The sequence below is a fragment of the Bacillus sp. OV166 genome, assembly GCF_900177675.1.
In the GTDB taxonomy this organism is placed as follows: Bacteria; Bacillota; Bacilli; order Bacillales; family Cytobacillaceae; genus Neobacillus.
Genome location: NZ_FXWM01000001.1, coordinates 3,356,611 through 3,381,390, shown reverse-complemented (window position 1 = coordinate 3,381,390; position 24,780 = coordinate 3,356,611). Strand labels below are relative to the sequence as shown.

Sequence of the window (24,780 nt, the reverse complement as noted above, 5' to 3'; positions counted from 1 at the left end):
GAAAATGGGGCTTCCTCTCTCCCTTCTCTTATATATGCAGAAGCTTCAGTACACTCCATTGGTGGTGAATCGTTGTTCGAAACAAAGGAAATTATCACCCCTGAGAACGTCGGACAATTCCATAATAATCCAGACCTAGTTGATTTAGCGGTAAAAAAATTGAAGAGTGCTGGCTTTGATGTATTACAAATTGGCCCGACTTCTATTAACATCGCGGCTCCTGCGGAGATCTACGACAAAGTATTCCAAACAAAGATTGTCCCAAAAGAGCGCGAGGTGATCAGGTATGGGAAAAAAACTCTATCTACCTTTCTTGATACCACTGACACTCCCCTATCAGGTTTTATTGACACTTCGAAAAGTTCGCTTGCAGACGTACTTGAAGGTGTGGCGCTTAATGAGCCGATGTATTATTTTCAAATTGGTAGCAGCGCACTAGCCGACCGACACACTGAAAATACGATTCCTCCCCAAGTTGATCAGTTTCATCTGAGTGTACCAGATGATGTGGCAAGACTTTTACGGGCAGATCGTGTACACAATAGTGGAATCACCGGAAATGGTGTAAAAGTCGTAATGGTGGACACTGGTTGGTATCGTCATCCTTATTTTGAACATCAAGGCTATCGTTCCACACCGGTTGTGTTGGGTGTAGGTGCAAGAAACCCAGAAGATGACGAGTACGGTCATGGAACAGGAGAATCGGCAAACTTGTTTGCCGTAGCACCTGGGATAACGTTTACAATGGTAAAACAAGGGCCTGCTGAAAGTGAAGATCAAGTAATGATCAATGGTGCCGCAGAAATTAATATAGCCTCTTCCCTAAGCCCAGATATCATTTCCTGTAGCTGGGGGCTAAGCTTCCGTGATGGAAGTTTGACTCCTCCACAGAAAGCCATAGCCGCAGCAATCGCGAATGCGGTGAAAAAGGGAATAATTGTGGTATTTTCAGCAGGTAATGGTCACTACGGTTTTCCAGGCCAGCTTCCTTATGTCATATCAGCAGGCGGTGTATACATAGACGAAGATGGAAAACTTCAAGCATCTGATTACGCCAGCGGATTTGAAAGCAAGCTATTCCCTAGTAGAGAAGTTCCAGATGTCTGTGGTTTGGTTGGAATGCAGCCTCGCGCCCAATATATTATGTTGCCAGTACAACCAGGAGACACACTCGACGAGGAAGAATCAAAGGATGAAGTGGATAGAAATGGTAATGTACATCGCGAATGGGGAAATGATGGAACAGCGCCTAATGACGGTTGGGGAATGTTTAGCGGTACTTCTGCTGCTGCTCCACAAATCGCTGGCATTTGTGCCTTGTTGAAACAGGTCAAGCCGAATCTTACATTTCGTGAAGCAAAGGATATTCTTACGAAAACTGCCATCGATATTGTAGAAGGACAAAGTTCTCAGGGCAACTCTGCAGGTCCTGGTCGCGATTTAGCAACTGGCTTCGGTCTGGCTGACGCAGAACGAGCCGTTCAAATGGTTCGCGAGGGAAGATAAGACTAATAACCAAATAATAGTTAATAATCAATTTTGCTTTCACTATTGTTCGAAAAATTGACAAACGACATATTTTTTTTTACTAAAGGAGGAAAGATGATTCAAAATCAATTTACAGGGATTGTTGAAAACGGAGAATTTCACATTAGAAAAAAAGAACCACATGAGGAATGTAATAAATTGAGGTTAACCAAAATACCATTGCAGGCAGCACAAACTCCAGAAAGCGCTATAATTGACCTGTCTAGTTATGAAGGAAAAACAATTACAGTTAGTGGAAAAGAAGACGGATGTTGGATTTTCTCCGCTAACATAATCTAGTAAGTCTCATTTAAACTAAAATATTTATATTGTGGGATTGGTCAAAAATATTCCATATTAGATATACAGTAGATTGGTGGGTTTAGGATATTACAATAAAGCTTTCATTATTTCTTCAGCGGTTCAATGGTTTTCGTCTCCTTAATACATACCTGTCAAAGTCTTGCCCTGCCTTTCCCCTTACGCTCAATTCCATAGCTTTTGACTACAGCACCTTAGGGTGGTTTGCAACCTCTACCTGCATAGCGATTGCGAGAGGCCTTCTCTCATCTTAAGTGCAGCACAGCGAACTAATGTGCTTTTCAAGCACACTTAGTTTGCTTTCGTGGCACACAGTCATCGGCATAGCGTACAAATTTATGTCCTCGATTTTCCAGTTCTTTATCAAGTTCATTTAAGATGATATTGCTTAGTAGCGGACTAAGTGGACCTCCTTGCGGAGTACCTTCTTTATTTACAGACACAACCCCATTTTCCATGAACCCCGCTTGTAGGTACCGACGAATTAGTTTTATGTTGGTTTGTCAGTGATAGCCTTAGAAACGATTGACATTAATTTGTCATGTTGCACTTTGTCAAAGAACTTTTCCAATTCCATATCCACTACATATTCATTTCCATCTTCGATGTATAATCTTGCTTGCTCAATAGCTTAATGTGCACTTTTATTGGGTCTGAACCCAAAACTATATGGACTAAATTGTTTCTCAAATATTGGGGTTAGTATTTGGATAATTGCTTGTTGGATAACTCGGTCAGTTACTGTAGGGATTCCAAGATTTCGTTTTCCACCTTTTGGTTTTGGATTTCTACCCGTCGGACAGCTTGAGGTTTGTATTTTCCATCCTGTATAAGTCGGATTATTTCTTGACCGTGCTCTTTCAAATAAAGGCGGGTTGCTTCTATATCTTTCTCATCGACACCTGCAGCCCCTTTATTTCTCTTGACCTTTTGAAAGGCTTGGTTCATATTTTCACGACTTATGATTCTCATAATTAATTCATTGTCTGGTTCCATATTGTTTCCATGTCCTTGAGTTTGCACAAAGGGAACTCCACTCTACAAATGAATTCGCTGGTTTCCGTCCATCTCCATCTTTTGTAATCATACGATTGGCTGTGTCTTAGTTCCTTTGTAAAGTGCTCTAACATGGTCGCTCCTTTCGTTCCGTCCTTCTCAACCGTAAGGTTGATACTATGACTTCGGCTGACTTCTCTTAATTCAGCTACTTATCACTAAGTAGGTTCCTGTATTGGGTATTAAGCGACCTCCCAGGGTAAGTTCATTCACTTTCTCCTCAAATATCCGCCACATTTATTCCCGTTTCATCCGGAGATATTTTGGACTTTGTTTTGTTCTGCTAACTCGTCCTGAAACGGAAACCTCGAATGTGATTCGTGTACCTCAGACCGAGGATTTGCCTAGAGCTTCCTTCAGATTCCGTGTCACCACGGACACCCTTGCCTTCGGCTAATGGTTCGCATATCCCAACGCCCATAGCGGACTTGCACCGCCTAGTTAATGAACATGCCTGGCACACAAAAAAGCTGGGGCTCGTAAACAGAGCCTCAGCTTAATAAAACATCTATATTATCTACATCTTGCCTTCTATTATTTCAAATCTATGGTCTAGGTAAAACGGTATACGTATTTGATTGTCCAACCGAAACCACATTAAAATAAGTATTTTTATTGTTTGGAAATTTGACCGCGTAGGAGATTCCGCCTCCAAGGTCTTTAACTCCACTGATGGTGACCTTACTAGGCACAGGGATGCTTATGGCAGCGGCTTTATCTGATAATATGAGTTTTTCTTTTACTGGAACTCCATCAACAAATATGGCCACTTCATCCAAATCCACTTTGTTAAAATCCCATATTAACATTCTTGCTTCCCCACCATCTGAACCAGCGTTCGTCACTTGAAAATCTCTTGATTTAATATTACCATTTGTTTCATTTTCAAATAAACTTTCGCCTGCTGTTGTTGATTGACTTATTCTGTTTGCAACCACTTCTTCTGCTGTCCCTTCATCACTAAAACTGGTTGTAAGAAAGCTGCCCAGTATAGCCATCGCTATGATTATCAACGAAGCCCAACCGAGTGATTTGCGAATCAATGGTTGATGTGGGACAATCTCTCTTTCGATCGGATCCTGCTGATATTCAGAATTTTGTTGGGTATATTCGGCATGATTGTCATGGTTGCGCTGCTGTTTGTTTTTTTTCATCGTTTATCCCCTTACATCTTGTGTACTTTATAGCTGATTGGGTATTTACTATACCAATACGTTAGATAGAATCGCACAGTTATGAGACAAAGAATGGATAAGGCAATGGCCATTCCTTTACCGTAAACAAGTTTATCAGCCCACAGGTTGGCAAAAAATATCGCGACCTCTATTCCTATTAAAGTAATAAAAAACATTTGTAAGAGTGGGATTAATACAGGGAATTGTCTATTTAACCAGCCGAGCCTAGGGAATCTATAGGATAAAAATAAGAGGACCCCCAATACAGCTAACAAATCGAGTGTTAAACCTGCTCTTGGTGTACTCAGTCTAAATATCTCTAAAAGAACAGGAAATTCCATTAGTGGCCCAATTAAGATGAAAATTAAGACAAACGGATAGCATAAGTAATAAGCTATCGCTCCTAGAATGGCAAATAGTTTACTCATATTGTTCACCGACTTCCGAAATATCCTCTGGTAGAATGGTCACTAATTGCTCGACAGTAGGATTACTAATTCGACTCACTCGTAATGCATGATTACGGATGGCTAATTCACAAAGGTTTCTCGCCATTCTTCCATTGCCTGCGTTTTCCATTTGCTTCGATTGATAGAACCTTTTCAGTAAAACAGCTTCTGTTTCTGTTGAAACCGAATAGCCTTTCGCTTTAAAAATAAGACGGCTAATTTGTAATAGCTCATGTGGAGTATAATCAGGAAAATTTATAATAGTTGGAAACCGCGAGCGCAAACCAGCGTTAGAATCTAGGAATTGTTCCATGTCATCATCATATCCTGCTAAAATGACAATAATGTTTTCACGATGATCATCCATAAATTTTACGATGGTATCGATTGCCTCCTGACCGAAATCATTGTTACTTCCTAACAGGGCATAAGCTTCATCAATGAACAAAACTCCACCTAGCGCTTTCTCAAGTACCTTTCTCGTTTTAAGAGCAGTTTGACCAACATAGCCTGCAACCAAACCAGAGCGATCAGTTTCTACCAGATTATCTTGTTTAATCACCCCTAATTCCTTCAATCGTTTAGCCAAAATGCGCGCAATCATTGTTTTGCCCGTACCAGGATTTCCTTTAAACACCATATGAAGGGACTGTGAACCCGCCTTTGGCAGTCCTAATTCTTCCCTCTTCTTTGCAATTTCTATTTGTGCTGAAAGAGACCTGACAAATTCCTTTATTTTTTCCAAACCAATGACTTGCTCTAATTCCTTTAAGGCGGCTTCTTTTTTCTCTACAGCTGCTACCTTAAAATCTGGTAAAGATAATCGATTGAGTTCTTCGACTACTAAATCTGGTTGCTCAACGATTCGAATCGATTGATTCCGAATGGCACTCTCAACGGTATTCCGAACAAGGCGTCCATTGCCACTATCATTTTTACCTGGTATTTGCTTTTTCTCATAAAATTGTACTAGTGCAGTAGTTACCTCATCCGAAACAACAAACCCTTTTGATTTTGCGATTATCTCTGTCATTTGAGCTAATTGTTCAGCTGTATAATCAGGAAACGTTATATTTAATGGGAAGCGTGAGGAAAGCCCCGGGTTTGATTGTAAAAAAGTTTCCATTTCATTTGTATATCCAGCAAGGATTACCACTAAGTTTTCACGATGATTTTCTATTAGCCGAACCAATGTATCAATGGCTTCTTTCCCAAATCCTCCGCCAACTGTCCCTTCTTCGACAAGTGAATAAGCTTCGTCAATAAATAACACACCACCTAATGCACTTTCTACTACTTCTGTGGTTTTTACAGCCGTTTGACCGGCATATTCAGCAACCAGGTGTGAACGGTCCACCTCTACAAGATGTCCTCGCTTTAAAATGCCCATTGATTTAAGCATAGAGGCAAATAAACGAGCAATAGTCGTTTTACCAGTTCCAGGATTCCCAGAAAAAATAATATTCAGTGTTTGTTCATTGCTAGTCTTAATTCCCGCATCTTTCCGTCGTTTATTGGCTAATATTTGCTTTTCTAACGTACGAATAAAAGCTTTCACGTTCTCTAGGCCAATGATATCTTTAAATGCGGCTGCTAAATCAAATTCTTCCTTTACACCAATTCCAAAATCTTTACTTGTAAGTACATTTATAGCTGCTTTATTTTCCTTATCGGTACTATTAATAATCCGGACAGATTGCTTTCGAATGGCTTCTTCGATTAAATTTCGAACAAGTCGTCCGTTTCCACTATCATTCCTTCCAGGGATCTGCTTCGTAGCAAATAAATCTATCAATCCTTCATGTATGGCAGGGTCTATTACATATTCACGCTGTTTTGCGTTAATAAGCATAATATCAAGCATTTCCTTTGGTGTATAATCTGGGAATTCTACAATAAACGGAAATCTTGAGCGAAGACCTGGGTTTGATTTTAAAAAGGTTTCCATTTCATTGGTGTACCCAGCAAGAATTACCACTAAATGATCTCGGTGATCTTCCATTCCTTTTACCAATGTATCGATCGCCTCTAGACCAAAGCTGTCATGTTTGTTACGCGCAAGTGTGTAGGCCTCATCAACGAACAAAACACCACCGAGTGCACTTTGGATTTTTCCTTCCGTTTTAGGAGCCGTAGAACCCACATATTCTCCCACAAGATCCTGTCTTGCCACTTCCACGAGTTGACCTTGGGACAGTAATCCCATTGCTTTTAAAATTCTCGAGATCAATCTTGCAACCGATGTTTTTCCAGTACCTGGGTTTCCTGTAAACACCATATGTAATGTCATAGGTGTGATTTTCCCACCAAGCGCTTCACGTTGTTTTTGTAATTTAACGGTTTGCATAAGCTGATGGACAAAGGACTTAACAGATTCCAACCCAACCAAGCTATTGAGTTCATTCAGTATATCGTCTAATGTTTCCTCTTTAATGATGGAGATCGTTTTCAGTAATATTCTTTCTTTTCCTGTATCAGCAATAAATCGATTATCGTCCATTTTTACACTGATTACGCTATTACTAGAGATGACACCTCTTGCTCGTTGGTCTAATAACACTGAAAAAAAGTGATCTTCTACCAACTCCTGGACCGCTTCTCCATATCTTTTGGTACCTAAAATTATTTCAGCTAATTCAAAAAAAACATTGGGGTCGAATTGGATGTTTAACTGTGCCTGCGACTGTAATTTAGCTGCGGCTTTATGCAGTTGAGAATGTAAAATCGTACGCAGCGAATCCACTTCCAATGGAGCAGTATATGCAAAAGATTGAATTTCACGCAACAATCCAGGAGGTACTTGATTGGCAATGGATACAGGAATTTGGTGACCTGCTTCCATTTGATTGACTTCTGCATCCATATAGAGAATTAAAAAGTAATCTGTTGCACTGACAACGATCCCTTCCGGTGTTCGAAAATACCCATCTCGAAACAGCTTTGTTACATAATGAAGAACCTCAGAATGAGCCTTTTCAAATCCAGTGAAAAAGACAGTACCAATCCCATAGCTAAATAAAGCAGAACAATCGACAATAAAGTTCGTATGTATATCTTTTTGACTGTATTGACTTAAATCAAGCGTAGAAAAACTTTTATAGGGTGTTAGTTTTTTCTTGTACAATTCGTTGATCAGAATATTTAAGCTTAGATTTTTCCCTGTTCCTGATGGTCCACCAATTAACATGGTATTTTGAACGGTGCCTTTGTTTCTTGCCAAAAACGCTTTCTTAAAACAAACCAGTAAATCATCAATGAATCTTGTTTGTCCTAATACATGGTTATTTAAAGTGAACTTAATCTCATTAAACAATTGATCCAATTCGTCATTGGACCGATTTAAGCTTAAATTCTTAATCCCTAATCGTGCATCCTTTGCCGCTTCCTTAATCGCCCCACCCGACTGAGGAATGCCACCGTGATTCGTACTTGGCATGTTTGAACCACTTGGAATACTATTAACCCCAGCCACTGCTTGTTTTTCCAAAATTTTTCGTTGCTTTTTCCCTCTAAACCCCTCTTTTTGGATAAAATCTATAAGTTGAATTTCTGGTATCACAATCCTCAACCATTTTTGAAAACTCAAGGTCAGTCACCCTATCTATGTATGAATTCTAATTTAAATTACCATATTAAATTGGATATTTGTGTAAGTAACTTTCGTTTCAAGAATCTCTAATAACTATTGGTCAATTACCGATTAATTTCCCCAGTTACTACTGTTATAATCCAACCTACCATGCATTTTCCTACTATATTTCATCTTCCTGTCTAAGGATAATCGATTTGCTTAGTCTGGTGATCTCACCACAAAAATGAACCACTAGGGTGGTGGGTCTGACTTTCCACTGTAATGAGATAGTTCGGTTTATCACATAATAATTAAAAAAATAATTACTTTGGAGGTTTTACACAAATGAAAACAACATTCACAAAGAACGGCTTAGAAACACGAGTAAAGAAGGGTTTTTCATGGGTCAACTTATTCTTCGGGTTCTTAGTTCCATTATTCCACGGTGATATAGCACGAGCGTTATTGGAGTTAGTGGTCGGGATTATCACGGCTGGTATCTCATGGTTTATCTTCCCGTTCTTCTACAACAAGCACCGAGCGAACCGCTTGGTAGATCACGGGTGGGTCGTTAAACAATAAGTCGAAACGGGGTTGCTCCAGTCTTGAAGGGTTGATCGTCCTTTAACTGATGAGATAGATCGAAAGAGAAACACTTAATTGAATAATGGTGTTGACTCAATTATATGAGTTACTTTACACAGAAAGAGAAAAAATTAGAAAATTAATCGAGTTTAATGTGATCATTGTATATCTTAAAAGGATAACTTGTATCCCATCCCTGTGTTTTGATTAATGCAGTGAAAATTCAACAAAGTATGAAGTCATTCTTTGCTAAACTATTTGGAGGTAAGTAAGATGAAGCAGTTATTAATGGTAGGTTTAGTTATGGCAGGATTATTAACGGGTTGTGGTTCTAAAGAGGAAGTTAAGCAAGAACCTAAGAAAGAAGTTGTTAAGGAGGAGGTTAAGCAAGAACCTAAGAAAGAAGTTATTAAGGAGGAGGTTAAGCAAGAACCTAAGAAAGAAGTTATTAAGGAGGAAGTTAAGCAAGAACCTACAATCAAGAAGGAACAATATGACGTGGTTTGGGGTACATACGATAAAGAATGGGTATATAGTGACTCTTGGACAGGTGAAGGTTTTGAAAGTTTTGATGTAGCGTTAGAGGTTTTAGATAAATGTTCTAAAGCCACCGAGGAAGCAACTGAACAATGTGTTAAAGATTATTTAATTAATCATTAAGGGAAGGCTTATGCTAACCCACTTTACATGTCATCTCTTATCAGTATTACTCCAGTAACAAAGTCTCCTCATAAGACAATTTTCAGATTAATTATACCCATAAATCTTGACCATAAGAATAGAGTAGACCCTTGGCAGGCTACTCTACTTTTTTCGTCAATAAGAAACTTTTAAAAAACAAATTAATTTCATAGGTTCATTTGAGAAGACTGGAAGTATTATAAATTAATAAGATTTAAAAAAGCTGTTTATTTAATTATAAGTCTGCCATTTTTGGTCTGGTTTCTCTCCAGCAAAATCCCATCCAAGTACTGCGTAAACTCTGATTCACCAGAGTAAGATAAGCAAAGATATTCCTTCGCCCTTGTCATTCCAATATAGAATAAAGAAACCTCTCTTTCTTTATCCTCTTCAAGGGGAAATGGCATGGAATCAACATTTACAATAAACACTGCTTGGAAGTCGAGTCCCTTACTGCTATCAATTGTACTTATTTTAATCTTGCCATCTTCTTTTTCAAAAGATCGCTTCGAAACATCATTCTCGGTGATCCAGTAATTTGGCAATGCCAATTCACCTAAAGATCGTTTAATAATATCAACAATCGGATATTTATATGTTCGCTTCACTCTATATAGGATTAGCATCTCCTCAAGTGGAACTTTCTTCTCTTCATGCAATTTTTTAATTTGTCTGGCAACCATTCTCATTTCGTCAAAGAAATTTGCTGCTCGAATAATACCTGGCTCTGGCCCTTATCGTTTCGTGCTTTGTGGAGCAATGATTTCACCCTCAAGATTACGATTAACGACCTTATTTTTAAACATGGAATGCTCACGATAAAAATCCCAAGCAAACTTAACAATTTGTGAGGTATTTCTATAGTTGATTGACAGCACCTTTGAGCGGCCTTGAAAAGATAAACCGGTATCCTGCACGTACGAACGTTTTCGCCTATAAATCGTTTGCGCTCGATCTTCTACCAATAATAAGGATTGAGTATCCGTATTTATTAGCAGGCTCACTAACCTAAGCCAATCCGCATCAAAATCCTGCCCTTCGTCAATCAATATCGCATCATAGGATGGTAGAATGGTTTCTTTCTTTTCGATTTTATCGATGATACCTGATAGGTGCTGCTCTCTAATCTTTAGATCATTCTTTAACCAAGAATGAAAATTCCGCACGATAATATTTTGATTTTGTACTGCCTTACTAGTTGGATCAAAATCAAATAAATCCTCAGGTTCATTCAGCATATGATGAATCATTTGTTGAATCGCATTGGCCAATGAAATGTTATAACAAAGGATTAGAATTTTCCAATCAGGATTTTGTTTTGACAGCATCTTCGCTCGACTGGCCAAAATAATTGTCTTCCCACTTCCTGCTACACCACGAATCAAGCGGTTCTTATCACCAATCTGTTTCGCTAAATTCTCCTGATGAAGATCCATGGTTTTAATATCATGAAGAGATAATAATAGTTGATCCTGGTAAGGAACCGGCGCTTTAAATTCGGCACTAATCCGAACTTCCGGAAATAAATGATATCTGATGGCATTAATATCCTCGATCGAAAGGGGTTCCTTTAAGCGGTATGGGACTACAAACATATTCAAGATCTTTTCCATTAAGATTTCTTCCGAAAACCCATCTTTTTCAGGATCGATTTCATCTCTTGTTAAACAGAGATTTGGTTCAATGACTGAGTAAAGTCCCTCTACAATAAAATCCTTCGCATACATTCTGGTAAAGACGACACCATGACCATATGGGAACTTTAATGAAAATTTATACTTCCCATCCAATTGAATAAGATTTTTGTCCTTTTTCAACACATCAACCACATGAAACATATTGTCTCTCGCTTGTTTCATCGGGCTTTTTTTGACTTCTTGATCACCAGATGTCGTCACAATATGCCATTCATCATGGTTAATTTGAAAAAGGGTATTTTTGGTATAATCCTTCACTTCCAACACTACTATGCCAAGATCCGGTCCAATGATCACAAAATCAGGCCGTCTACCTTGAATTTCTGGTTCAAAGTACACAATATAATCGTCTGGTAGAAAGGTTTTTAAAGTTCGGAAAAACAACCGCTCACCTGTTGTGGCGGTAGACCTAATTGTCTCGGGAATCGTAAATGCCATAATAAACCGCTCCAAAATTTGCATTTTCCTCCATTATACTACAATTAGTTCAATCGGCCTAAATATTTACATAAATCTTCTATAATTGTAAAACCACCCTATTATTTTTAACAATTCTCTACTAAAACAAACAAAATCCTCCAAAAGCATTGTTTTTTCTTTCTTTTCATTGAATAATAGAATGGGTGAATTTACCTACACTGAACGCGAGAATGAAGAAAATGGAGTGGAGATCTTGTTTAAAGGAATCCTTAATAAATTATTTCATACAAACCAACAGACAAAAAAAGTGAACGTCCAACCGATTAGCCAAGCGGAAATAGAGGCATTAGTTGAGGGAAAAATCAGGGAGCATGCGGCAACACTACAAACTACAACGAATGACCAACCCATTCCAAAAACATCAACTGACCAAGAAGATTACACCTTAACCGCAAAACAGATTGAATATGCCCTCTCTTTACTTGAAAAGATCAAGCCTGAATTTGAACTTGCAATTGATCCAGCTCAATTGACTATTAAGGATTTAAATAGATTAATTGCTTATAATCGTTATAAAAATAAAGGGACACTTGTTAATCCGGTAAAAAAAGGGGTATTGAGAAAAAGGTAGAAAGGCTGTAGCTTATACAAAAGGAGATCATCGTGGAAAGAATAAGACCAACATTACAAAACAAGACCGAAATACCGGTAAACATATACAAAGGTGAAAAACTTCTGATAGAATGTCCATCGATTCAACAGGCAGCTAGGCTCTTCAAAAAACATACTGGAGCTGACCGTTTCAACTGGTCAGCTATTAATAAAGGCATATGGGTTAATGAGCCATATGCCTTTATTGGGGCTAGCTATTTTTTCTTAACCGACCCAGAGGCTGTTAAGAAAAAATAGGAGGAACTGTAGCCAAAACATCACGTTTAAATGAAATTTAATTACAGTTACAGTTTGAAAGATTAATTTGACCATACAATAAATAGAGCTTCCCTTTACTCGGACAGCTCTTTAAGGTTAATTAATACGGTTATAATGATTCCCCCAATAAATGACACTAATTAGGGTACCTATAAATACTAAGCTAAACTAAATCAAATTATTGAACAAGGGTATTATTAGATTTCCGCTCAAAGTGGTAATGAAGGCGGTATTCACATATTTCTTGTGTCCAGTTAAAGAGAGTTGTTTCATGTTCATTTAGGACTTCAATGTTTAACGTAAATATATCATTTTCAAATGTGATTAATCCTTTTGAGCTGCCACTCCATTTTGTCATCGGCATGGTAGCAATCAGTTTACTAACACCTTTTTCATCATAATCCCATAATTTTTTAGCACCTTTATCGGAAAAGTCTATCCTTTTGCGATGCTCTTTTTCCATCAAATAATAATGAAAGAAGGGTGCTACGTCTTTTGATGTAATGGGATGATACCAATTCGAAATACCCCGTTTCAGCATTGCCAACAAGACAACCATTTTATAGCTTTTGGCCATACCCGTCTTTTCTACTTCAACGAACCAATTTTCGTAACGGTTGTAAATTTCTATCTCATGATCTGTTAATTCCTCTGCCCATTTAAGAAATCCGAAGTACGAACTAAATTCCTGTCTGTATTGAGGAGAATCAGATGCACCCTTTAAATGTAATTCCAAATACGATGGCCTTCTTCCAAGCTCCCTTTTTAAATCCATATAATCATTGAACAACTTCTCTTTGCGCGGCTGCCGTTTCCGGGACATTGTTTGAAGAAGGTTAATTACATTTACATCTAAATTTAATTCACAGTAAATTGGCAATGTAGGTTCAATGATTCTAGTTTTTCCTTCACCTGGTAGTGTATCAAATAGACTTAACTTTATATCCGCATTTCGATAATTTCCGATTAAGTCAATGATGACACACGTTTCTTTACCAGGATGCAAACGGAGTCCACGTCCTATTTGTTGGGTAAAAACAGTTAAAGATTCAGTGGGTCTGACAAATAAAAGAGTATCGACGGCGGGAATATCTACTCCTTCATTAAATAGGTCCACTGTAAAAATAATATCAATTTCACCTTTTGAAAGTTGAGAAATAGCTTTATTTCTGCTCACACCCATTTGCTGTGAATGAAGACTAAATGTTCGATAACCATGATGATTAAAATAATGGGATAAAAAGTCTGCTTGCCTAATAGAAGAGCAAAATCCTAATGTTCTCGTCTGTTTTTTATTCTCCCAGGCACGAAGTACTTTAAGGGCTAACTCCTCTCGTAACTGGGCTTGAAGTAATTCTTCTTCATCATAGCGGTTACCCAGCCACGTTATTTGACTATAATCCGTATCATCATAAACGCCAAAATATTGGAAAGGTGCTAACCATTTCCGATTAATCGCATCTAAGAAATCTAAACGAAAAGCGACGTTCCCATCACATATCGCATAAACATCTTTATTATCATTTCGATCCGGAGTAGCCGTAATGCCCAACAGGAAGCGTGGTTGAAAATAATCAAGAACCCGTTGGTAGGAGTCAGCTGCAGCATGATGGAATTCATCAATGATAATTAAATCAAACTCATCTGGCTTAAAGTTTTCCAAATGCCTTTTAAGACTTAATGTATAGATAGAGGCAAAGATGGCATCAGCCTGGCCTTCTTTTGTCTTTCCATTATAGATCCCGAATTGTTTTTCAGGCATTATTTTCTTGAAAGAATCTCTAGCCTGATGAAGAATTTCTTCACGGTGGGCAATAAAAAGGATCTTATTAAAATTTTGTGCGAAGAATCCAGCTAAGTAGGTTTTCCCTAACCCTGTTGCCATCACAACAAGTGCCTTATTATACTCTTCATCAAGAGTTTTGTGTAACTCCTCTAATGCTTCTATCTGAGCAAATCTTGGTTGTATCTCCCCATATCCGACCGGAGGATCCAAAATAACTTCTGGCTGTACAGCTATCTCCTTCTCTACTGGCAGCATTAAATCTAATTCTTCAAGCTCCGTCCATTTTTGAACTAAATTCGGATGTTTAAGTTGGTATTCATCATAGCTTTTTCGATATTCTTCTAAGGTTTCTTTATTTAATGGCACGGTTTGATCTGAATAGAAAATTTTTAGAAACTCCGTTTGGGCATCATCAAATACTTGCTGCTCATCACTAACCAAAAGGTTCCATTCCACACCATTATGTAAAGCCGATTTTGATAAGTTAGATGAACCAATAAACAAAACATCATGTTCATTGGATTGGAATAGGTATGCTTTTGGATGAAAAGAAACACCATTACTTTTCCAGATACGAATATCTATATTTTCATCAATTGATAATATTTCTTCTAACCCCTTAGGTTGAGTAATGAACAAATAATCTCCGGTACAAACCTTTATTTCAGCACCGTTCTCCGCAGCCTTTTTTAATGCTTCTTTTAAGTAATCCACACCTGACTTCATAACAAAAGAAGCTAGAATACAAATGGTGTTAGCACCTTCTAGCTTTTCTATTAAATGCTTGCCAAGTTCTTTGGTAAGCAGTTGAACCTTACTCATCTTCAACCTCAATTAAGAATATTTTTTCCTTAAAGCCCCCACGCTTTTCCGCCTTTTTTTGTCGGACCTTCTCTACCTCTTCAAAAGATGAGCCATGACACTCTGCTAAGGCATGGATGATTTCCAATAAATCTGCTAACTCTTCAATTGCATCTTTATCAGTTGCAGCATTTAGGTATTCTTCAAGTTCTTCTTTGCTTTTGTTTTTAAGTTCTTTTATGTATTCTCCATTGTCCAATGTTTTTGCGGAAAACTTTTTTCCGGTACTCTCGATTATTTCTGGTATACGGTCTCGGACTAATTTGTTGTGTACGGGCATTTAAGATACCTCCAATATTGAAATATACCTATATTATATCGAATCATGGAATAGATTGGGAACTTTAATAATGAGAAACTAGGGTTACTATGAATTAAAAATATGTTTATTAATTTACAAAATTAAGTACTCTTCCAGAATTAGATTTGGTTAAAAAATAGGTGGTTAATGGTGTAAACGGAAATAGATTGGCTTAAAATCAAGGGTCGAGGGAACTATATAAAATTAATTAGTTGTGTTCAACGGAATGTGGTCGATGTTGTGGGCAGTCTTCTCCCAATAGTTTATTTGTAGGGGGGATTAAAGATTTACCCTAATAAATATTTACCGTCTGTTGCCAAGAAAGTAACCTCAATTAAGGTTCTTCTTAATCTAGACTATTTACAACCTTCAATATAAATCGCTCATTTACTAGCTGATTTTCAAGATTTTACTTCGTGTTTTCTTTTTAACAATCCTCCTTACCTCATGGTTGAGATAAAACTGCTAGTTTAGCCTGAAAGATGTCCAGCTCGCTACTTCAAAGGTCTTGTCTTTATTTATCCAAACTCTCGTTAAAAATTTTCAAATTTCCATCTTCATCAAACAATGCTCTTTCTTGTAGGAAATATATTTGCACGACAGTCATGCAAACCCTTATAAATCAACGATCTACCATAAATAGCAATGAGCTACAGTTTCCTAAACTGTAGGTCGGAGGTTCGAATCCTCTCTGGGACATCCTTTTAAAGAAACGCTATGTTATCGTATTGTTAACCTTTCAATCATACGGGACAATCACGTGACATAGCGTTTTTTTTTCGTTGTCTGTAGGACGTGGTTTTTATGACTGTAGGACAGATTTTTGTAACTGTAGGACACCTCGGCTGTATCTAAGGAGGAGTCAAAAACCGTATGAAAAGAAGAATTATCGGCGAAAGAGGTCTTAAAGTCTCTCCACAGGACCGACAGATTAGTAATGTCCTATATACAATGGACGAGGCCCTGGAAGCATTTATTCGTGCTAAAACAGCTGAAGGAGTTAGGAAAGGAACGCTCACTGGATACCACGATATTTTCCGTTATTTTCGGCAATGGTTAGACGAAGAAATTACGAATATTAACGATATTACAGCAGATACCATTCGTAATTACATTAATTATCTTCGTACAGAACGAACGCCATATGCCGAGGACCCACAAAGGAAACGAACCGGTAAAGGTTTATCGGTTCATACCATTAACATACGTATTCGTGGTTTATGCACGTTGTTTCGTTTTCTATATAACGATGGCATTATTTCTTATAATCCGATGCAGAATATCTCTCAAGTTCGCGACGATGCCCACGAAGAGGTTCCAGGCCTACCTGACAAACAGATTGACGCTATTCTCGCCTCTTATGTCGACAGGCAGTTCGCACAATGGCGCGATAAGACGCTCATAATATTGTTATTGGATACAGGTCTTCGAATTGGTGAAGCGTTATCCTTGACTGCCGATCAAGTGAATTTCAAGGAATTATCGATTACAGTACCATCTCAGATAGCAAAAAAACGAAAGTCCCGTGAGATACCAATTAGTCGTGAGGTTGCGAAAAGACTACGACAACTATTAGATGAAACGCAGCAATATTTCGGAGAAGGTTGTAAGCTATTTATGAACGCGTATGGCGAGGACTTGACCGACGACGCCTTTCGCCGCAGATTAAATCGACTAAAGCGAAAATTAAACATTTCAAAGTTGCATCCGCATATGTTTCGTCATACCTTCGCAAGAAATTATGTATTAAATGGCGGTGACATTTTTACATTACAGAGAATTTTGGACCATGCAGACATTCAAACAACACGTAAGTACGTACAAATGGACAACGAACATATACGGGAGCAACACAATAAATTTTCTCCCTTGCGTAACATCATTAAACGAAATGGTATTCGAGTATAAAAAGTGCCGTCCAATTTTTGGACGGCTTTTTCGGTTTATTGGTTGTTTTTCTTAAGAACGACTATACCCACTCCACAAAACTAGGTAGACGCAATAAGCCCGCCTTCGTTAAATTACGATATTTTACTCGAACCTTTACCGGCTCAATAAACGCGATCTTCTTCTCTTCACGTATCACCGGCTTTCCGTAAATCTCCTTACGAGCCAACGGTGGTACACCCAACTCCATTATACCTGCATAGCGGCCATCATCGAAAGTTAACAACAAGCCGAATTTACCTGTTGTACGATATCCAACGATATTCACTTCATCATATTGATAGTTAACCACCTTCAGCCACGAATGTGAACGTTTGCCGACTTCATAACGAGAATCCTTACGCTTTAATACGATGCCTTCTAGGGCTTGCGCTTTTATAGCGTCAAAATAAGCTTCACCGTTACCCTCAATGAACTGCGTTTTGGCAATTAACGAATTATCGGTTGGCACTATTTCTGCAAGTACTTCCTTACGCTGCAACAATGGTAACATTGCGATACGTACACCTTTGTGCTCGATCACGTCAAAAGCGACGAAAGTGATCGTGGACTTATCTTTAGAACTCATAAAACGGCTCATTACAGCTTCAAAGTCAGGCTTACCGTTGTTGTCACTAACAATTAGTTCGCCATCAAGTACGGTGCCTGGCGGAATGTTTAGATTATGAAGTTCCGGGAATTTCGATGTGATTTCGTTTTTGTGTCGTGAATATAAACGGACTTTGCCGGCATTATCCACTGAATATATTAAACGGATGCCGTCAAGTTTCAGTTCAGTAATGTAATCTTCTGAATCGAACGGTTCATCAGTTTTATGCAATAGCATTGGCGATATAAACATATGAACACCTCGTCTACTATTCTATCAGATTCCGACTGTAAATTTAATGGAAACGAAAGGGTGCTTAGTTTTTCTAATTCAAACGAAAAGCGAACCGTCTATAGGCTCGCCTGTTGTTCACTATATCATTTAAGTAAACTATGAGACGATTTACGTAAACAAGTCGATTTGGGACTCCCTCGTTAGTAATTGCCTTTACAACTATAAAACGAAATCTTACGTGCTATCCGTTGCACCACTTGTCGGTACAATTAGCTTTGAGCGCTATTATATCAATGGTTTATGCTTGTTTAAGTGGTTTTCATTGCGTGTTATTCCTATAAACAATGATACTGAATCAAACCCTTAATTGCAAACAAAAGGTATGCCCTGCTTATCTGTACAATTATTACCGTGGATAATATGCATCTAATTCGTTTAGAATCTCCTTTAACAACACTAGAATTTTCTTAAACGTGTGGATGTAGTAGCCTATCCACTATCCAGCACATGCCCCACTGATAGTGTGGGATTTATGCCCACATGTCGATTGCAAATGAAAAGAGAACCTCGGTGTCCCTTAACTCACTTGTTGACTCTCTTCGATTAACCTATCTAGGGTTGGTCTAGTCTCTAATTCCTCCCGCTATATGTGATTATTGTTACAAAAATTCATATATAGGGAAATTCATCCTAAACCGCTGGAAAATTCCTAAGTATATTCCTATGAAATTATTAATCCTCAACATCCCTTAGTAGGTTTTTGATAATTTTATACATGTTATCCAATAATGTGAAATGACCATCTTTAGAAATATTTATTAAAACGTCATTAACAATTTTTAACATCGTCTCTTCCACTTTATTACTGTCCGTCTTCAACAACCTCTTTATTTTTCTGATTGCTCTTTTGTTAAGTTTATTTTGATTAAACTCAAAACTATGACTTATAACCGAACAAGCCATCTCATATCCAAAATAGTAAGTCACAAGAATCCAAATGCTGTATAATACCCTATACTTCATAAGTTCACTTGATTGGTCTTTAATACCCATCTTTCTTGCTTCTCTTTCAACCTGTTCCAAGAAATCAAAGAAAAATTCTAAAATAGCAAGTACATTTGCTTGTCCACTTAAATCCTCATAAACCTCCTGCACTTCCCTCACTGTGGGGATTGTGAAAACTCTACACTCATCCTTAACCTATGCACCTTTTATAACAGCTATTATGACTTTTTCAGCTGCATTACTCGCTCATGTAGTTTCCCATAGATACACAGCTAAAAGAGAGCATCAGAAATATATTAAAGAATGTTACCAAAACCTTTATTCACCAATGCTTTTTAAGGTTATTAGATTTATGGATGTCAAAACTACATTTTACAAACCACTATTAAAGGACAATCTTGATGAGAACAAGATTATTGACGATGCTTTGAAAATATTCAGAGAAAATTTGAGATATGCAACTCCCAATCTTATAACTAAATTTGAAGTATAAAACACCAGTCAATCTTCTAGATTACAAAGTTAATAAATCCAATATAGAACAGTACGGTCAATTAACAGGAGGCACTAGGAAATGACAACTGAATTACTTTTAGACCACCTTACTAAACAACTACGGATTCCGACTATCGCTGCACAATACCGTTCTCTCGCAAGAGAGGCTGAGGATCGTAACTTGAGTTATGAGGAATTTCTATTGGCTTTATTAGAATCAGAATCAGAGGCTAGAGAAGAAAACCAAAGACAAAGAAGGCTTAAACAAGCTGCTTTTCCAGTCCAGAAAACACTAGATAGCTATGATTTTAGTTTGATGCCAAGTCTGAACCGAAATCGATTTCTGACTCTATCAAAGGGAGATTTTGTGGAGAAGAAGGAGAACATAATATTTTTAGGAAACAGTGGGACGAGAAAATCGCATCTAGCAGTGGGGCTCGGCCTTGAAATGATTAAAAATGGCTATAAGGTTAAGTTTATCTCGGCTGCAGAATTAGTAGAAGAATTACTTTTGGCAAATGAAGAACACAAGCTAGGTGCATTGGAGAAGAGATGGCTCAAATTTGATCTAATCATCATAGACGAACTCGGCTACGTGCCATTCACGAAAATTGGTTCTGAGCTCTTGTTCCAATTCTTTGCCGGCCGCTACGAACGAGCTAGCGTCATGATAACTACGAATTTAGAATTTACGGAATGGACCTCTATATTTGGAGATGAAAAAATGACCGCAGCCCTACTAGACCGACTAACCCATAGGGCCCATATCCTCCTCCTAAATGGAGAATCGTATCGATTTAGACAAAGTATGAAACAAAGGGATGAGAGCGACCAGTAGTCTGGGCGCGCGAGGAGTGTAGGGTATCTTGCCCCGAGGGGCAAGATACCCTACACTCCCAATCCCCCTCCAAATTTGGAAATAACTCAGAATGAAGTGGCTCACTTTTGAAGTGATCACTCTGGCTCAAATTAATATTGACAAATACATCTACATTGGTAGTATCAAATTCTCCACGAAAAAAGAAATCTAAGAATGGTTCAATGTTTCTCATTAATGACCAATAGAGAATTAAATCATAATTGGTTGTAAAAATGCCTTGGAATTTTTGTAGATACTCATTTAAGAATTGGAACTTTGAATCTTCAAACTCATCCCAAGAAGGATGAACCTTCCTCACAACTTTAACCAAAGCATTTTTTATGTGTTCGTACCTCTTTTCAATTTCTCCAGTTTCTAACCCAACTATATTATTTACAATCTTTGAAGTATTTAGAGCAAATAAAACCCTCTCAAAATCAAAAGTTTCAAACTGCTCAAAAAAATTTAAGTCTTCATCGGATAATACTCTTTCATGGTTTTCATCCTCTAAGGATTTGCACTCAGCTAACAATGTTTGATAACTAAAATTTTGATTAATAGAAATTGATAAGCCATTACCAGTAAGCAAATAGTTATTGAAAGATTGACTAATATCTTGATAATTGTAGATTTCTTCTGTGATTTTTACCCCCTTAATTTTTAACTTTATTATTTAATTTATCGTCACCGAAAATTAGGTAATCTTCCATTTTTACAGGTAAATTATACCACAACAAAACTACTATTGGTATTGTAATAAATAAAGAGAACAGCTAACACTTGATGCTACTCTCTTGTAATATATTTATAGTTTCTTAAACACGAGTAAAAAACCTACCCATTTGTTGATTTATGTCACCATGTTTTAACACCGTTTCAATCCATGTTATTACTGCAACAGAAAATTGATGTCCATATTATTAAGTTTTGTCACTTTTAATTTAAAAGACTATTTATAATAGTTTACTTTGCTCCATTCTCCTAGTTTATTCTTAGTGGAAGAATAGTAACTACTTAGGCATGAAAGATATACCTAATCAATACTAAATAATACAAATGGTAAATTAGTAGTATAAAGGAAAAATTCTATGTTATAATATGGAAAAAATATATTGTAAGTGGGGAGATATTTTATGTCGCCAAAATTGCCAATGATTGAATCAATAACAGATATGATACCTGCACTAAATATTAAGTCCCTTCAATTAATAAACAAATATCTAAGTGAGATTAAGACCGAAAGCACAAATGTTCAAAGTTCAAAGAAAGAGGCTATTTCTAATCTAAATAGAGCATACAAAGACGAGGAATTAGTACTAGTACTTGGAGCAGGAGTTTCTGTACCATATAATCTTCCAAGCTGGGGAAACTTACTACAGAAATTATTACTTGAAACTTTTACTATTACTGATACTAATACTGACGCACCATTAGTATTATCGAAGCTATTTCCTTTGTTATTTCCTAATAGCCCTTTAATTTCTGCTAGATTTCTTGAAGAGGATTTTAAGAAGAAAGATAAAGGAAAAACATTTGAAGAGATGGTAAAAGAAGCACTTTATGCCCAAATAAATAGAGAGGCTGATTCACCAACGATTAAAGAGATATTGCAATTCTGTATTGCTCCTGGAAGAAGTCCAAATCTTGATAGTATCATTACATACAATTATGACGATATTCTTGAGGGTGCTTTATTAAATAGCAATGTAGAAATTCCATTTAAATCAATATATAGAGAGGGGATGAACCCTAAAAATGGGCAATTACCTATCTATCATGTTCACGGATATTTACCCGAAGAACAAGAAATTGATAAAGGCTATAAAATAACTCTAAGTGAAAATTTATATCATAAACAGTATAATGATATCTATAGTTGGAATAATATGGTTCAAATCAACAAATTTAAAGATAATGTTTGTATATTTATAGGTATATCTCTTACTGACCCAAACATTAGAAGGTTACTTGATATTGCAATGTTACAAAAAGGGGATAATCCAAAATATCATTATTTATTCAAGAAGAGGTATAAATTCAAAGATGTAGAAAGGAACTTAGAAGAACTTCTAAGTCAAAATGCCCCACTACTGGATGAAAAGAATAAAGCAAATTTGGAACTTGATGAGACTGCTAAACACCTTTTGAAAAAGATGGAAGAATTCGAAGAGTTAGATGCAGCATCATTTGGCATAAAAATTATATGGATAAGTGACTATGATGAAATTGCAGACGTTCTCAAACAAATAAGAACAAGTTAGCTATTATAGTGCTTATATAACCAGAAAACAAGTGATTATTATTTGTCACTTGTTTTCTGGTTATGCCATTGGGGTGACCTCTAATAAAATCAAAATTTTATTAGAGGTATAAATTGAAAATAAAAAAGCAACATCAAACGTTTACAATGCTTCTTCTTCCTTGTTTCTCGATTTGGAAATTGTTTCTAAAATTTCTTTCATTACTTTAGATTGCTCCTCTAACATTCCTCTCTTTCTTTCAGCTAATAAACCAAGTTCCTCTATCTGGTCTGGGGATTTATTTAACAAGCCTACAGCTAGTCTTAGGAAACTATCATCCCTTTTCTCCTCCCTTGGAGATATATTATAATTCACAAATTTTGGTACATAATATTTTATATGTTCTCTAATTTCTTGAACAATGTTAGGTAGGTAATCCCCTTTATTCTCAAAAATATGAGTTGTTTCGCAATATTGTGGGTATTTGTACTTTAGTAGAAAGAGTAGAAATGCTGGTTTAATATTAAAGTTACATTTTTGCACATCTTTAAAAAGTTCCATATAAAACTTTGGCCAAAACTCTAAAATATAATTGGTCAAATTAATGAAGTTTCTAGGAACTTCAATATTTAATTCTTCGATAATAATATTACATATTTTACTATGGCTCTCAGCCGCATTTCCTTGTTCATATTCATTTAGCTGGTATAACATATAATCTGCTGTACTTAATCCAAAATCATTTGTGAATTTCTCGAAATTATCAATACTTATCAAATGATAATCATTTCCTTAAAAGATAAGCTTCTATAGCTACTTTCAAATCTTTATAAGCTTCTTCACTACGTGATTCAAATATTGGATACATGATTTTTTGCACTAATGTTCTAATTTGATTTTTCGTATTTATATTATAGTTGAATTGAAATATCTTCTCTAAGTAATAGTTCGGCTCCTTGATACCAGACTCTTTCAATGCCTCTATAACAGCATTATAATCCATTGAAATAACAAAGAATAACCCTGGTAAATTAAGAGTAGACCTTATCATTTTTAAAACTGTTACAATTTCATCATGTAAAAGTCTATCAATTTCATCAATAAACACTACTATTTTTTTGTTTCTATCAACATACTCTTTTTTCATTTCCGCTTCTAGGTTTTGTTTTATTTCGCTGAGAGGCATATTTTCATACTCTTCTTTTATCTCTTTAGAGAAATCTCCCATAACCCCGGATATAAAATTGGCACTTCTTTCTTCAATCCCAAGATAAAGTGAAGTTGCATAAGTTAATGCTTTCACAGTTGTAGGTAACACCTTCTTAGAATAAGCCAAAAACTGATGACTTAGTTTCTGGCTTGTTCCATCAGTATTTTCATCTTTCCTCCTTAGCCTTATGAATATTTCTTCAAATAGATTTGAAATAAGTGTTTCTTTATCAGAAACTAACCAAGGATTAAATGGTATAGCTTCACAAGACATATCTAGATTCTTCATTATAAAATTTGCCATAGTAGATTTCCCTGAACCCCATGGTCCATTTATAGCTATAGCAAATGGATATAATGGAGTATGATTATTTATAAATCCTGCAATATGTTTGGCTTGTGCTTCAAACCCAAGAACATCATTATCCTGCTGCGGGTCTGATAATGGAAAGTAGTTTAATAAACTCATAGTGAACTGCCTCCTAATATAATTTTAATTTATACCTTTGCTTATTTGATTTTTTTAAAAATTTTAAATTACAATTAACTTTTAAAAATATTTTCCCTATGCCACTTAATATAATGTTGTTGACCCTCATTTATCCCAATCCTCATAGATTGATTGATATTTAGAAATACCAGAGTTCCAGCATCCAGACACTCTGAAATCAATATTCTTCCATCATCATCAAAACTAATATATCCTTTATCAAATAAAGCATCATGATTTGGACATAGTAGCAATCCATTATCCACATCTAACCGCTCTTGATTATTAGATTTACTCCATGGCTTTATATGGCTTGCTATAAGGAAATGCTCATCATTCACTCCCATAATCT

24 protein-coding genes and 1 pseudogene are annotated in these 24,780 nt (G+C 36.7%); 10 read left to right on the top strand and 15 right to left on the bottom strand.

The features are described 5' to 3' along the window. The first annotated feature begins 72 nt into the window (after window positions 1-72). Window positions 73-1,506, top strand: a complete 1,434-nt coding sequence (locus tag CCK98_RS16520) for a S8 family serine peptidase (protein ID WP_256942375.1) — start codon at window positions 73-75, stop codon at window positions 1,504-1,506. A gap of 96 nt (window positions 1,507-1,602) precedes the next feature. Continuing rightward, window positions 1,603-1,827: a hypothetical protein gene (locus CCK98_RS16515; RefSeq protein ID WP_088087563.1), complete on the top strand. Its 225-nt coding sequence runs from the start codon at window positions 1,603-1,605 to the stop codon at window positions 1,825-1,827. 302 nt (window positions 1,828-2,129) lie between these two features. On the opposite strand, the gene CCK98_RS36370 is transcribed toward CCK98_RS16515, so the two are convergent. The 6 genes from CCK98_RS36370 to CCK98_RS16495 form a co-directional block, all read right to left on the bottom strand. Continuing rightward, window positions 2,130-2,306, bottom strand: a complete 177-nt coding sequence (locus CCK98_RS36370) for a reverse transcriptase domain-containing protein (protein ID WP_256942374.1) — start codon at window positions 2,304-2,306, stop codon at window positions 2,130-2,132. A gap of 173 nt (window positions 2,307-2,479) precedes the next feature. Then, the gene (locus CCK98_RS36365; protein ID WP_256942562.1) at window positions 2,480-2,575 is read right to left on the bottom strand and encodes a hypothetical protein; all 96 of its coding nucleotides are present in this window, start codon (window positions 2,573-2,575) and stop codon (window positions 2,480-2,482) included. An 11-nt stretch (window positions 2,576-2,586) separates the two neighbouring features. Continuing rightward, a complete protein-coding gene (locus tag CCK98_RS36360; RefSeq protein WP_256942373.1) occupies window positions 2,587-2,871 on the bottom strand; it encodes a hypothetical protein in 285 nt (94 codons plus the stop codon). A gap of 578 nt (window positions 2,872-3,449) precedes the next feature. Beyond that, window positions 3,450-4,058, bottom strand: a complete 609-nt coding sequence (locus CCK98_RS16505) for a hypothetical protein (protein ID WP_088087562.1) — start codon at window positions 4,056-4,058, stop codon at window positions 3,450-3,452. A gap of 11 nt (window positions 4,059-4,069) precedes the next feature. After that, window positions 4,070-4,507, bottom strand: a complete 438-nt coding sequence (locus CCK98_RS16500; RefSeq protein ID WP_088087561.1) for a hypothetical protein — start codon at window positions 4,505-4,507, stop codon at window positions 4,070-4,072. Then, window positions 4,500-8,114 carry an AAA family ATPase gene (locus tag CCK98_RS16495; protein ID WP_088087560.1) on the bottom strand — a complete coding sequence of 1,205 codons (3,615 nt, stop codon included), beginning with the start codon at window positions 8,112-8,114 and terminating at the stop codon, window positions 4,500-4,502. Before CCK98_RS16495 ends, CCK98_RS16500 begins: the two co-directional genes overlap by 8 nt. Window positions 8,115-8,444: 330 nt before the next feature. Between CCK98_RS16495 and CCK98_RS16490 the strand changes: the two genes are divergently transcribed. Both CCK98_RS16490 and CCK98_RS35460 read left to right on the top strand, forming a co-directional pair. After that, on the top strand, window positions 8,445-8,681 hold the full coding sequence (locus CCK98_RS16490) for an HrgC protein (protein ID WP_088087559.1): 237 nt from the start codon (window positions 8,445-8,447) through the stop codon (window positions 8,679-8,681). A 276-nt stretch (window positions 8,682-8,957) separates the two neighbouring features. Next, window positions 8,958-9,344 (top strand): hypothetical protein, encoded by a 387-nt coding sequence (locus CCK98_RS35460; protein ID WP_088087558.1) that lies wholly within the window; start codon window positions 8,958-8,960, stop codon window positions 9,342-9,344. Between the two features lie 248 nt (window positions 9,345-9,592). Here CCK98_RS35460 and CCK98_RS16480 read toward each other — a convergent pair. Continuing rightward, window positions 9,593-11,500, bottom strand: a pseudogene (locus CCK98_RS16480) (3'-5' exonuclease). Window positions 11,501-11,726: 226 nt separating this feature from the next. Between CCK98_RS16480 and CCK98_RS16475 the strand changes: the two are divergent. Further along, entirely contained in the window at window positions 11,727-12,113 is a 387-nt protein-coding gene (locus CCK98_RS16475; protein ID WP_256942561.1) for an ABC transporter ATP-binding protein, read from the top strand. 32 nt (window positions 12,114-12,145) lie between these two features. Continuing rightward, window positions 12,146-12,391, top strand: coding sequence for a hypothetical protein (locus CCK98_RS16470; protein ID WP_088087557.1), 246 nt, complete (start codon window positions 12,146-12,148; stop codon window positions 12,389-12,391). A 199-nt stretch (window positions 12,392-12,590) separates the two neighbouring features. On the opposite strand, the gene CCK98_RS16465 is transcribed toward CCK98_RS16470, so the two are convergent. Beyond that, complete coding sequence (locus CCK98_RS16465) at window positions 12,591-15,020, bottom strand: DEAD/DEAH box helicase family protein (RefSeq protein ID WP_088087556.1); 2,430 nt, start codon at window positions 15,018-15,020, stop codon at window positions 12,591-12,593. Further along, window positions 15,013-15,339, bottom strand: a complete 327-nt coding sequence (locus tag CCK98_RS16460) for a nucleoside triphosphate pyrophosphohydrolase (RefSeq protein ID WP_088087555.1) — start codon at window positions 15,337-15,339, stop codon at window positions 15,013-15,015. Before CCK98_RS16460 ends, CCK98_RS16465 begins: the two co-directional genes overlap by 8 nt. A gap of 894 nt (window positions 15,340-16,233) precedes the next feature. Between CCK98_RS16460 and CCK98_RS16455 the strand changes: the two genes are divergently transcribed. After that, window positions 16,234-17,268 (top strand): tyrosine-type recombinase/integrase, encoded by a 1,035-nt coding sequence (locus CCK98_RS16455; RefSeq protein ID WP_088087554.1) that lies wholly within the window; start codon window positions 16,234-16,236, stop codon window positions 17,266-17,268. Between the two features lie 61 nt (window positions 17,269-17,329). On the opposite strand, the gene CCK98_RS16450 is transcribed toward CCK98_RS16455, so the two are convergent. Both CCK98_RS16450 and CCK98_RS16445 read right to left on the bottom strand, forming a co-directional pair. Further along, a complete protein-coding gene (locus CCK98_RS16450) occupies window positions 17,330-18,148 on the bottom strand; it encodes an RNA ligase family protein (protein WP_088087553.1) in 819 nt (272 codons plus the stop codon). A 714-nt stretch (window positions 18,149-18,862) separates the two neighbouring features. Continuing rightward, window positions 18,863-19,285, bottom strand: coding sequence for a hypothetical protein (locus CCK98_RS16445; RefSeq protein WP_142292170.1), 423 nt, complete (start codon window positions 19,283-19,285; stop codon window positions 18,863-18,865). A 19-nt stretch (window positions 19,286-19,304) separates the two neighbouring features. On the opposite strand from CCK98_RS16445, the gene CCK98_RS16440 reads away from it, so the two are divergent. Beyond that, window positions 19,305-19,628 carry a hypothetical protein gene (locus CCK98_RS16440; protein WP_088087551.1) on the top strand — a complete coding sequence of 108 codons (324 nt, stop codon included), beginning with the start codon at window positions 19,305-19,307 and terminating at the stop codon, window positions 19,626-19,628. An 81-nt stretch (window positions 19,629-19,709) separates the two neighbouring features. Further along, window positions 19,710-20,468 (top strand): IS21-like element helper ATPase IstB, encoded by a 759-nt coding sequence (istB, locus tag CCK98_RS16435; RefSeq protein ID WP_088087550.1) that lies wholly within the window; start codon window positions 19,710-19,712, stop codon window positions 20,466-20,468. On the opposite strand, the gene CCK98_RS16430 is transcribed toward istB, so the two are convergent. Beyond that, on the bottom strand, window positions 20,428-21,078 hold the full coding sequence (locus CCK98_RS16430; RefSeq protein WP_179195832.1) for a DUF4917 family protein: 651 nt from the start codon (window positions 21,076-21,078) through the stop codon (window positions 20,428-20,430). The genes istB and CCK98_RS16430 overlap by 41 nt on opposite strands. A 544-nt stretch (window positions 21,079-21,622) precedes the next feature. On the opposite strand from CCK98_RS16430, the gene CCK98_RS16425 reads away from it, so the two are divergent. After that, window positions 21,623-22,750 carry an SIR2 family protein gene (locus CCK98_RS16425; RefSeq protein ID WP_088087548.1) on the top strand — a complete coding sequence of 376 codons (1,128 nt, stop codon included), beginning with the start codon at window positions 21,623-21,625 and terminating at the stop codon, window positions 22,748-22,750. Window positions 22,751-22,891: 141 nt separating this feature from the next. Here the strand turns inward: CCK98_RS16425 and CCK98_RS16420 are convergent, their stop codons facing one another. From CCK98_RS16420 to CCK98_RS16410, 3 genes are all read right to left on the bottom strand, one after another. After that, on the bottom strand, window positions 22,892-23,506 hold the full coding sequence (locus CCK98_RS16420) for a hypothetical protein (protein WP_088087547.1): 615 nt from the start codon (window positions 23,504-23,506) through the stop codon (window positions 22,892-22,894). A gap of 7 nt (window positions 23,507-23,513) precedes the next feature. Continuing rightward, the gene (locus CCK98_RS16415) at window positions 23,514-24,407 is read right to left on the bottom strand and encodes a P-loop NTPase fold protein (RefSeq protein WP_088087546.1); all 894 of its coding nucleotides are present in this window, start codon (window positions 24,405-24,407) and stop codon (window positions 23,514-23,516) included. 74 nt (window positions 24,408-24,481) lie between these two features. Then, window positions 24,482-24,769 carry an HNH endonuclease gene (locus tag CCK98_RS16410; protein WP_306298946.1) on the bottom strand — a complete coding sequence of 96 codons (288 nt, stop codon included), beginning with the start codon at window positions 24,767-24,769 and terminating at the stop codon, window positions 24,482-24,484. Window positions 24,770-24,780: the final 11 nt, after the last annotated feature.

What these genes read in the sequence shown, in the direction of transcription:
- CCK98_RS16515 (WP_088087563.1), top strand. Translation starts at nt 1,603, where the DNA reads ATGATTCAAAATCAATTTACAGGGATTGTTGAAAACGGAGAATTTCAC.
- CCK98_RS36370 (WP_256942374.1), bottom strand. Translation starts at nt 2,306, where the DNA reads ATGGAAAATGGGGTTGTGTCTGTAAATAAAGAAGGTACTCCGCAAGGA.
- CCK98_RS16505 (WP_088087562.1), bottom strand. Translation starts at nt 4,058, where the DNA reads ATGAAAAAAAACAAACAGCAGCGCAACCATGACAATCATGCCGAATAT.
- CCK98_RS16500 (WP_088087561.1), bottom strand. Translation starts at nt 4,507, where the DNA reads ATGAGTAAACTATTTGCCATTCTAGGAGCGATAGCTTATTACTTATGC.
- CCK98_RS16490 (WP_088087559.1), top strand. Translation starts at nt 8,445, where the DNA reads ATGAAAACAACATTCACAAAGAACGGCTTAGAAACACGAGTAAAGAAG.
- CCK98_RS35460 (WP_088087558.1), top strand. Translation starts at nt 8,958, where the DNA reads ATGAAGCAGTTATTAATGGTAGGTTTAGTTATGGCAGGATTATTAACG.
- CCK98_RS16465 (WP_088087556.1), bottom strand. Translation starts at nt 15,020, where the DNA reads ATGAGTAAGGTTCAACTGCTTACCAAAGAACTTGGCAAGCATTTAATA.
- CCK98_RS16460 (WP_088087555.1), bottom strand. Translation starts at nt 15,339, where the DNA reads ATGCCCGTACACAACAAATTAGTCCGAGACCGTATACCAGAAATAATC.
- CCK98_RS16455 (WP_088087554.1), top strand. Translation starts at nt 16,234, where the DNA reads ATGAAAAGAAGAATTATCGGCGAAAGAGGTCTTAAAGTCTCTCCACAG.
- CCK98_RS16450 (WP_088087553.1), bottom strand. Translation starts at nt 18,148, where the DNA reads ATGTTTATATCGCCAATGCTATTGCATAAAACTGATGAACCGTTCGAT.
- istB (WP_088087550.1), top strand. Translation starts at nt 19,710, where the DNA reads ATGACAACTGAATTACTTTTAGACCACCTTACTAAACAACTACGGATT.
- CCK98_RS16425 (WP_088087548.1), top strand. Translation starts at nt 21,623, where the DNA reads ATGTCGCCAAAATTGCCAATGATTGAATCAATAACAGATATGATACCT.
- CCK98_RS16415 (WP_088087546.1), bottom strand. Translation starts at nt 24,407, where the DNA reads ATGAGTTTATTAAACTACTTTCCATTATCAGACCCGCAGCAGGATAAT.